The organism is Kitasatospora sp. NPDC058190 (assembly GCF_042883685.1).
GTDB lineage: Bacteria > Actinomycetota > Actinomycetes > Streptomycetales > Streptomycetaceae > Kitasatospora.
The window spans coordinates 1-8,702 of the sequence record NZ_JBHVVI010000208.1 but is presented as its reverse complement, the minus strand read 5'-3'; the positions used below and the strand labels follow the sequence as shown (position 1 = coordinate 8,702).

At 71.5% G+C, this 8,702-nt stretch carries 8 protein-coding genes and 1 pseudogene; 5 read left to right on the top strand and 4 right to left on the bottom strand.

The features are described from left to right. Positions 1-50: 50 nt before the first annotated feature. Together infA and ACFVWU_RS43185 are read right to left on the bottom strand one after the other, a co-directional pair. Positions 51-275, bottom strand: a complete 225-nt coding sequence (infA, locus tag ACFVWU_RS43190) for a translation initiation factor IF-1 (RefSeq protein WP_387631837.1) — start codon at positions 273-275, stop codon at positions 51-53. A 97-nt stretch (positions 276-372) separates the two neighbouring features. After that, positions 373-1,170, bottom strand: a complete 798-nt coding sequence (locus tag ACFVWU_RS43185; RefSeq protein WP_387631836.1) for a GNAT family N-acetyltransferase — start codon at positions 1,168-1,170, stop codon at positions 373-375. 571 nt (positions 1,171-1,741) lie between these two features. Between ACFVWU_RS43185 and ACFVWU_RS43180 the strand changes: the two genes are divergently transcribed. After that, positions 1,742-2,194 carry a hypothetical protein gene (locus ACFVWU_RS43180; protein WP_387631834.1) on the top strand — a complete coding sequence of 151 codons (453 nt, stop codon included), beginning with the start codon at positions 1,742-1,744 and terminating at the stop codon, positions 2,192-2,194. A gap of 456 nt (positions 2,195-2,650) precedes the next feature. Beyond that, the gene (locus ACFVWU_RS43175) at positions 2,651-3,817 is read left to right on the top strand and encodes an alanine--tRNA ligase-related protein (protein WP_387631831.1); all 1,167 of its coding nucleotides are present in this window, start codon (positions 2,651-2,653) and stop codon (positions 3,815-3,817) included. A gap of 98 nt (positions 3,818-3,915) precedes the next feature. On the opposite strand, the gene ACFVWU_RS43170 is transcribed toward ACFVWU_RS43175, so the two are convergent. Further along, complete coding sequence (locus ACFVWU_RS43170; protein ID WP_387631828.1) at positions 3,916-4,287, bottom strand: fic family toxin-antitoxin system, toxin component; 372 nt, start codon at positions 4,285-4,287, stop codon at positions 3,916-3,918. A gap of 279 nt (positions 4,288-4,566) precedes the next feature. Further along, a complete protein-coding gene (locus tag ACFVWU_RS43165; RefSeq protein WP_387631826.1) occupies positions 4,567-6,363 on the bottom strand; it encodes an acyl-CoA dehydrogenase in 1,797 nt (598 codons plus the stop codon). A gap of 285 nt (positions 6,364-6,648) precedes the next feature. On the opposite strand from ACFVWU_RS43165, the pseudogene ACFVWU_RS43160 reads away from it, so the two are divergent. From ACFVWU_RS43160 to ACFVWU_RS43150, 3 genes and pseudogenes are all read left to right on the top strand, one after another. After that, positions 6,649-7,233, top strand: a pseudogene (locus ACFVWU_RS43160) (HAD-IA family hydrolase); the annotation flags it as partial. A 117-nt stretch (positions 7,234-7,350) separates the two neighbouring features. Continuing rightward, the gene (gene fabG, locus ACFVWU_RS43155; RefSeq protein WP_387631839.1) at positions 7,351-8,109 is read left to right on the top strand and encodes a 3-oxoacyl-ACP reductase FabG; all 759 of its coding nucleotides are present in this window, start codon (positions 7,351-7,353) and stop codon (positions 8,107-8,109) included. 35 nt (positions 8,110-8,144) lie between these two features. Continuing rightward, positions 8,145-8,597 carry a MaoC family dehydratase gene (locus ACFVWU_RS43150; protein ID WP_387631824.1) on the top strand — a complete coding sequence of 151 codons (453 nt, stop codon included), beginning with the start codon at positions 8,145-8,147 and terminating at the stop codon, positions 8,595-8,597. Positions 8,598-8,702 lie beyond the last annotated feature (105 nt).

Genomic DNA, 8,702 nt, shown 5'->3' with positions numbered 1-8,702 from the left:
GGCGGGACCACCACCGGGTGGTGGTCCCGCCACGGCCGACGGCGCATCCACTAGGAGCGGTAGCGGAAGCGGATCCGGCCGCGGGTGAGGTCGTAGGGGCTGAGCTCCACGAGCACCCGGTCGTGCGGGAGGATCTTGATGTGGTTCTTCCGGACCTTCCCACTGATGTGGGCGAGCACGATGTGCCCGTTCGGGAGTTCCACCTTGAAGTTGGCGTTGCGAAGGCACTCGACGACGATGCCCTCAACCTCTATGCCGTTGGCTGTCTTGGCCATGGCTCTCACCTCTTCGTTCTCTTTGTTCGTGTGACGCTGTGGTCGGTTCGGAAAAGCGTGGCGGGCGTGACGGGGCGCCGCAAGACGCCGTGGGGCGTCAACGGCGCACGAGCTCCAGGGCGCTGTTCACGCGCCGGGCGCCTATGCCCTCGAAGAGGGCGGTGGCGACCGCGTTGGACTCCGCGACCTCGGCCCAGACCGAGGTCGTACCGGAGCGGTGCAGCGCGTCCAGCGTGTCGGCCAGCAGCGCCCGCGCGATGCCGTGTCGCTGCACGGCGGCCCGGACGGCGATCAGCCCGATCCGCGGCTGCCGGGTCAGCGGCGCCACCCGGAGCAGCCCGACGTACCGGCCGGCCTGCCGGGCCACCGCGTACTTCGACAGGTCGACCACCGTGATCCCCGCCGGGCGCGGCAGCACCTGGGCGGGCACCGCCGCCCAGCCGACGCCGGCCTCGATCTCGGTGTGCAGGACCTGGTCCAGGGCGCGCAGCGGCGCCTCCTCCGCCTGCCCGACGGGCACGATCACCACACCCGCCGGAGGCCGCACCGCGCCGAGCCCGGTGACGTGCGGATCGGTGGGTACGAGATAGCCCCACTCGCGGCGCACGGTCGCGAAGCCGGCCCGCTGCCAGGCGGACACCGAGTCGTGATCGGGCTCGTCCGCCACGGCGTGCAGCGGCGCCGGCAGGTCCGCCGACATCGCCTCGGCGATGCGGTCGAACACGGCGCCGTGCCATGCGTCGATGCTGACGAAGAGCCGGCCGTCGGGCCGGAGGGAAGCATCACCGCGGCCGACCACCTGGTCGCCTTCCACGGCGTGCCACTCCGCGTCCGACACCCGCATGACCGCGATCTCGTGGTTGCCGGTGCCCGGGATGGAATCAGAAACGTTCATGGCGTTGCCTTTCGAGAGTGCCTGTTCGAGGCGCTCCCGGGCGACACCTGAGGTCAATCGCCCGCCGTGACGGAAAGGGGGAGCACCCACACGGATACGGCCTTCATGGGTCTCACCTCCTCGCGTTGTCTCACGGCTGCGCAGACAGTAACAGCCGCCGGCACGCCCGCCCAACCCATTTGTCGAGCCACGGGAGCACAGTGGACCGCGCGTACGGCGTCGCCAGGTTCGGCTTCCCGTTGCCCCGGATGCGGAACCCGTTGCGGGTGAACCGCGACGACTGCCGGTTGCCCTCGTGGATTTGGAGCGGGGCAGCCCGACCGGACGCTCCGCGCGCTTGCCCGACACCGAATCGGAGAAGTTCCGGCACGCGGTGTCCAGGTCCCGAAGAGACTGGATCAGCGGGTCCACACCGACAGAAGATGCACGAGATCAACCTACCGAAGGCCACTGACAACGCCCCCGTCCAGACCTCCCGAGACCGCTCCGCCGCTTCGCGGCTCCGGTCCAAGGACCCCCGTCTCCCCTGACTGAAGCCAGGGCCGTCCTGAGAGAACAAGGTGATGGCGCCATGAACGACCTTCCCCCGCACCTCCTGGTGTTGGTCCTGACCGCCGCTCTGGCGCTCTTCGTGGTCCTGGCAGCGCGCCGACGGCGCCGCCTCGAGCGCGAGGCGCTGGCCGCGAAGTGGGTCTGGCTGCTCCGGAAACAGGAAGCCCGCCAATCGACCGGAGCCCGGCTGCTCCAGGTGCTGAGTGTCCATCAGCGGGTGCGGCGGGGGTCGAAGGCCAGCATCCGGTGGTGCGCGGGCGGGGCCGTGCAGGACGCGTGGTTCGACGACTGGCACGTGCCCCCGGGGGCCTTCGTTCTGGTGACGGGCAACGTGGGCCGGGGACCGCACAACCGGATCCGGAACGTGCTGTACGTCGAACCCGGGCACGTGCACGGCTGGGTGCCCGCTTCGGCACCGAAGGCCTGGCACCGGCAGCAGGCCCTCCGCGCACCGCTGCTGGGGCGGTGGTGAGGTCAACCGGGAACGCGGCACACCGGTCACCCGATCGGGGCCGGTTCTCCCGAGCCCGACGCGGCTGTTCGGCCCAGGCCGGTGAGGCTCTCCCGCGCCACGAAGCGGCGGGTGCTCAGCCCCAGGGCGGCCTGCCCGTCCCCTCCGCCCACCGTGCGGGCGTCCGACGGCCGAACACCTCTCGCCGCCGGCCCGCCTGTTCATCAATCGAGTGGCCCCGGGGGCGCCCATGGCGTTAACCTCGGAGACATGGACGTCATGGACCGAAGCATCACCGCAGCCGCGCGAGCGACCAGCTCGCCGGTTGCCGCCGCCTGACGTACGTCCTCCCCCTCGGCGACCGGAAACGGTCCGCCGGTGGTGGCTTCGAGGCGATTCCCTCCTCGGTTCCGTTGATCGCGTGGACTCGTTGTCCGGTGCCTCCTCCCCTGGCACACACGCGAAGGAGCCACCCCCGTGAACACCGACCAGCTCGTCCGTACCTTCATCGAGTACTTCGAGGAGCGCGGCCACCGCCGGATCACCGGCTCGACCCTGCTGCCCCCGCCCGGCGACCCGGTGCTGTTCACCACCTCGGGCATGCACCCGCTCACTCCCTATCTGGAGGGGCGCCCGCACCCCCTCGGCAGGCGGCTGGTCAACGTGCAGCGTTGCCTGCGCACCACCGACCTCGACGAGGTCGGCGACCGCACCCACCTCACCGTCTTCGAGATGCTCGGCACCTGGTCGCTCGGCGACTACGAGGGCCCGCAGAGCCTCGACTGGGGCTACGGACTGCTCACCGACGGGTTCGGTGTCGATCCCGGCCGGCTCCACGTCACCGTCTTCGGCGGAGACGACCGGGTCGGCCCGGACACCGCCTCCCTGGAGCTGTGGCAGGACCGCGGGGTCCCGGTCGAGCTCACCACCGAGGACAACTGGTGGTCCAACGGACCGACCGGCCCGTGCGGCCCCGACTCGGAGATCTTCCTGTGGACCGGTGACACCCCGCCGGAGTCGACGCCCACGCGGGACGACCGCTGGGTCGAGGTGTGGAACCACGTGATGATGCGCCACCGGCGGCTCGACGACGGTTCCCTCGTCCCGCTCCCCCAGCGCAACATCGACACCGGCCTCGGCCTGGAACGGCTCTCCTCGTTGCTGCAGGGCCGGTCGTCGGTCTTCGAGTGCGACGTCTTCGACCCCTGGCGCCGCCTCGTACCGACCCTGTGGCAGCTGGACGAATCGTCACTGCGTCTGGTCTGCGACCACCTGCGCTCGGCCGTCGTCGTCATCGGCGACGGCGTGCGCCCGTCCAACACCGGCCGCGGCTACGTGCTGCGCCGCCTGGTGCGCCGGGTGCTCACCGTGCTCCGTCGGGACGACCCGCGGCGCGGGCTCGGGGACCTGCCGGACGAGCTGGTGCGGCACACCCTGGACCGCTTCCGCCAGGACGTGGGCTCGGAGGTGGTCCGCCAGGTGCTGCTCGACGAGGAGCGCCGGTTCGGCCGCCTCCTGGAACGCGGCCGACAGGTGCTGTCCCGGCCCCGGTTCCGCGGCCCGCTCAGCGAGGACGACCTCCACTACCTCCACGACACCCACGGCCTACCGCGCGACCTCGTCCTGAACCTGCGCTCGCAGTGAGGGCGGAGCCGTGCCGAGGCTGAGGGAACAGCTGTGCCGCGAGGCCGTGAACGGTCATGAAGCACACGCGACGGCCTGCCGCTGACGGGCCGGACGGCTCAGCGGTACCAGGTGCGGATCGCCGCCGCGGTCTCGCGGACGTCGGCGTTGCCGGCCCGGATGCGGGTGGCGAGGGCGACGGCCTGTTCGGGTCCGGCGGTGACGATGACGCCGGAGGCGCTGAGGTAGGAGGCAGCGACCACGGCGGCGAAGTGCTCGTTGCCGGACTCCAGCGCCGGGACACGGATCAGCTGGTGCATCAGCGCGGCGGCGCGCTGGTGGACGGCCTCGTACACGGGGACGTCCATGACGGAGTCGGCGTGCCGGGCGACGGCGGCGGCCAGGGATCCGTAGTCGGTGATGTCCGGGTCGCCCGGCAGGCACTCGTGGGCGATGTCGAGCAGCCAGGCCCGGTCGATCCGGAGGATCACGCGGCGCCCGCCCCGGGCACGGGGACGCACCGCGCGCGCTCGTCGCGGGCGCGGTGCACGGCGTCGTCCGGTCGCACGGGAAGCTGGTTCACGGTCGCGAGCGTAGCGAGGTGTAGCAGGCGCTAGCAAAGCTCGGTGGATCCGCACCCGACCGGTGCGCGGACTGTGTCAGAATCCGCGTCGGTACCATCCGGCACGGTTCGACCCGCCTGGACGGACCGGGCGGACCGACCCTACCGAAGTCGGCTGAACTCAACTGACTTCAGCCGACCAATCGGATCAGAACCACTCGGGCCGGCAGTCCCCCGCCGTCCGGTCCAGGCTGTCGAGCAGGTCGAACTGGGAGCCGGTCTTGGGGAGTTCCACACGGAAGAAGTACCGGGCGGCCTGTCGCTTGCCCTCGTGGAAGGCGTCCGTGCCGTCGCCCAGGGCGAGGTACTGCTCCAGCCAGATCCAGGCCAGCACCACGTGGCCGACCGCCTCCAGGTAGGTGGAGGCGTTGGCCAGCGCGGTCGCCGGGTCCCCGGTCGACCAGAGCGCGGCGGTGGTCCGCCCGATCCGGGCGGCCGCCTGCTGCAACGCGGCGGCCAGTTCGGCCGCCTCGCCGCCGAGCCGAGCGGCCCGCACGGCGGTCGCCGCGAGGGTGTCCAGGAGCAGCTTCAGCCCCGCGCCGCCGTCCATCACGACCTTGCGGCCGAGCAGGTCCAGGCCGTGGATGCCGTGGGTGCCCTCGTGGATGGGGTTGAGCCGGTTGTCGCGGTAGAACTGCTCGACGTTGTACTCGCGGGTGTAGCCGTAGCCGCCGTGCACCTGGATGGCGAGGTCGTTGGCGGCCAGGCACCACTGCGAGGGCCAGCTCTTGGCGATCGGGGTGAGGACGTCCAGCAGCAACTTCGCCCGGGCCCGGGCGGGCTCCTGCTCGGCTGTGGCCTCCTCGTCCAGCAGGTGGCTGCAGTACAGGCCGAGGGCGAGGGCGCCCTCCACGTAGCTCTTCTGCGCCAGCAGCATCCGGCGCACGTCGGCGTGCTCGATGATCGGCACCTGCGGGGCGTTCGGGTCCTTGGCCGCGAGCGGACGGCCCTGGGGGCGGGTGCGGGCGTAGTCGAGGGCGTGCAGGTAACCGGTGTAGCCGAGCGCGGTGGCGCCCTGGCCGACCCCGATCCGGGCCTCGTTCATCATGTGGAACATGTAGGCGAGGCCGTGGTGGGCCTCGCCGACCAGGTGGCCCACCGCGCCCGGGGCGCCGCCCGGAGTGTGCTTGCCCTCGCCGAAGTTGAGCATCGTGTTGGTGGTGCCGCGGTAGCCCATCTTGTGGTTGAGGCCGGCCGGCACCACGTCGTTGCGCTCCCCCAGGGTGCCGTCCTGCCGGACCAGGAACTTGGGCACGATGAACAGCGAGATGCCCTTCACGCCCGCCGGGCCGCCGGGGATCTTCGCCAGCACCAGGTGGACGATGTTCTCGCTCAGCTCGTGGTCGCCGCCGGAGATCCACATCTTGGTGCCGCTGATCCGGTACGTGCCGTCGTCCTGCGGCACCGCCTTGGTGGTGATGTCGGCGAGCGAGGAGCCGGCCTGGGGCTCCGACAGACACATGGTGCCGAAGAAGCGGCCCTCGACCATCGGGCGGACGTAGGTGTCGACCTGCTCCGGACTGCCGTGCTCCAGCAGCAGGTTGGCGTTGCCGACGGTGAGCAGCGGGTAGGAGGCGGTGGCGATGTTGGCGGCCTGGAACCAGACCCGGCAGGCGTTGGCGACCACGACCGGCAGCTGCTGGCCGCCGATGTCGTAGTCCATGGCGGCGCCGACCAGTCCGGCCTCGGCGAAGACCTTCAGCGCCTCCTTGACCTCCGGGATGACGTGCACCCGCTCGCCGTCGAAGCGGGGCTCCTCGGCGTCGTTCTTCTTGTTGTGGGTGGCGAAGTTCCGGGTCGCGATGGCCTCGCTGAGCTCCAGCACGGCGTCGAAGGTGTCCCGGTCGTGGTCGGCGTAACGGGGGCGGCAGGTCAGTGCCGTGACGTTCAGCCAGTCGTGCAGCAGGAATTCGAGGTCGCGACGGGAGAGCAGCAGGGAGTCCAAGGTGAGGCATCCGATCGGGGAGGCTGGCGGGAACGGGGGCAACAGGAACGGGCAGGGCGGTGCGGGAGGGTCGGCAGGAGCAGGGCCGGGCCGCGGAGGTGTTCCCCCGCCGCCCGTCATGCCACCACCACACCCCGGTCGCTGTCGAGAGGGGTGATCCGCTCGGGCGCGTGACAGTGTGATCCGGTACACACCGACCCGCGGGCCCGAACCGGTTGACGCCCGGGCCATCCTGCTCCAGCCTTTGGATCTAAGCAAGCGCTTAGTCACTTCAAAGGGGAGCTCATGGCCGGAGTCGACATCGCCGCCGTGGACGCCGTGGACGCCGTGGTCTTCGACTACGGCGGCGTCCTCACCGGGCCGGTCCGCGAGTCGATCGCGGCCTGGCTCGAGGCCGACGGCATCGAGCCGGCCTCCTTCTCCCGCACGCTCAAGGCCTGGCTGTCCCGCGACGCCGAGCAGGGCACGCCCGTCCACCGGTTGGAGACCGGCGAGTTGACGGTCGAGCAGTTCGACACCCTGCTCGCCGCCGAGCTGACCACGGTCGACGGCCGCCCCGTCGACCCGGTCGGCGTACTGGACCGACTCTTCGCCGGGATGCGGCCCGACCCCGCGATGTTCGAGCTGGTCGGCGAACTGCGCGGGCTCGGGATCCGGGTGGCCCTGCTCTCCAACAGCTGGGGCAACACCTACCCCCGCGCGCTGATCGACGGGCTCCTGGAGCCCGTCGTGATCTCCGGCGAGGTCGGCCTGCGCAAGCCGCTGGCGCCGATCTACCGGCTCACCCTGGACCTGCTCGGCCTCCCCGCCGGGCGGGTCCTGTTCGTGGACGACGCCGAACCGAACGTGCTGGGCGCCCGCGCGGTCGGCATGCGCGCCCTGCTGCACACCGACGCCACCACCACCCGGGCCGCGCTGGCCGAGCTGGTCCCCGGCCTGCGCCCCGCCCCTGAACCACAATCCACCGCCACCACCGAGGAATTGGCCATGAGCACCACCACCCGCACCGCCGTCGTCACGGGTGCGGCCCGAGGCATCGGAGCCGGCGTCGCCAAGCGGCTGGCCGCGGACGGCTTCGCCGTCGCCGTCATCGACCTGGACGAGGCGGCCTGCGAGCCGGTCGTCCAGGAGATCGAGGCCGCCGGGGGCCGGGCGCTCGCCGTCGGCGCCGACGTGAGCGACGAGCAGAGCGTGCAGGCCGCCGTGGAGCGGATCGCCGCCGAACTGGGCGAGCCCACCGTGCTGGTGAACAACGCCGGCATCATCCGCGACAACCTGCTGTTCAAGATGACCCCCGGCGAGTGGGACGCGGTCATGAACGTCCACCTGCGCGGCTCGTTCCTGATGACCCGGGCCGTCCAGGGCTACATGACCAAGGCGGGTTGGGGGCGGATCGTCAACCTCTCCAGCACCTCGGCGCTCGGCAACCGCGGCCAGGCCAACTACGCGGCGGCGAAGGCCGGGATCCAGGGCTTCACCAAGACCCTCGCCATCGAGCTCGGCAAGTTCGGCGTCACGGCGAACGCCATCGCCCCGGGCTTCATCGAGACCGAGATGACCGCCGAGACCGCCCGCCGGATCGGCATCGGCTTCGAGGAGTTCAAGGCCGCCGCGGCCGCCGAGATCCCGGTCGCCCGCACCGGCAAGCCCGCGGACATCGCCCACGCGGCCTCGTTCTTCGCCAGCGAGGGCGCCGGGTTCGTCTCCGGCCAGGTCCTGTACGTCGCCGGCGGCCCGAAGTCCTGAGCCCGGAAGTCCTGAGCGGAGAGCGAGAAGAGACGATGAAGGTCTTCCAGGGCATCGAGGAACTGCAGCGGGCGGTCGGCACCCACCTCGGGCACTCCGGCTGGCACACCATCGGGCAGCGGCAGATCGACACGTTCGCCGACGCGACCGGCGACCACCAGTGGATCCACGTCGACGCCGACAAGGCGGCCAGGAGCCCTTTCGGCAGCACCATCGCGCACGGCTACCTGACGCTGTCGCTGGTGCCGATGCTGGTGGGCGAGGTGTACCGGGTCGAAGGGGTGCGGATGGGCGTCAACTACGGCGCCAACAAGCTCCGTTTCCCGTCGCCGGTGCCCGTGGACTCCAAGGTGCGCGCCGGCGTCGAGCTGCTGTCCCTGGCGCCCGGCGGCGGTGGCCACCAGGCCACGGTCAAGGTCACCATCGAGCGCGAGGGCGGCGACAAGCCGGTCTGCGTCGTGGAGACCCTCACCGTCCTGGTGCCCTGACGGACGGAAGCCGATCGCGGGCCGGAGCGGCACCGCCCCACCGGCAGGGGCGGCCCCCCACCCCCGGCACGGTCGGGGGCCGCCCCCCAGGGGGCGACCGGCCAG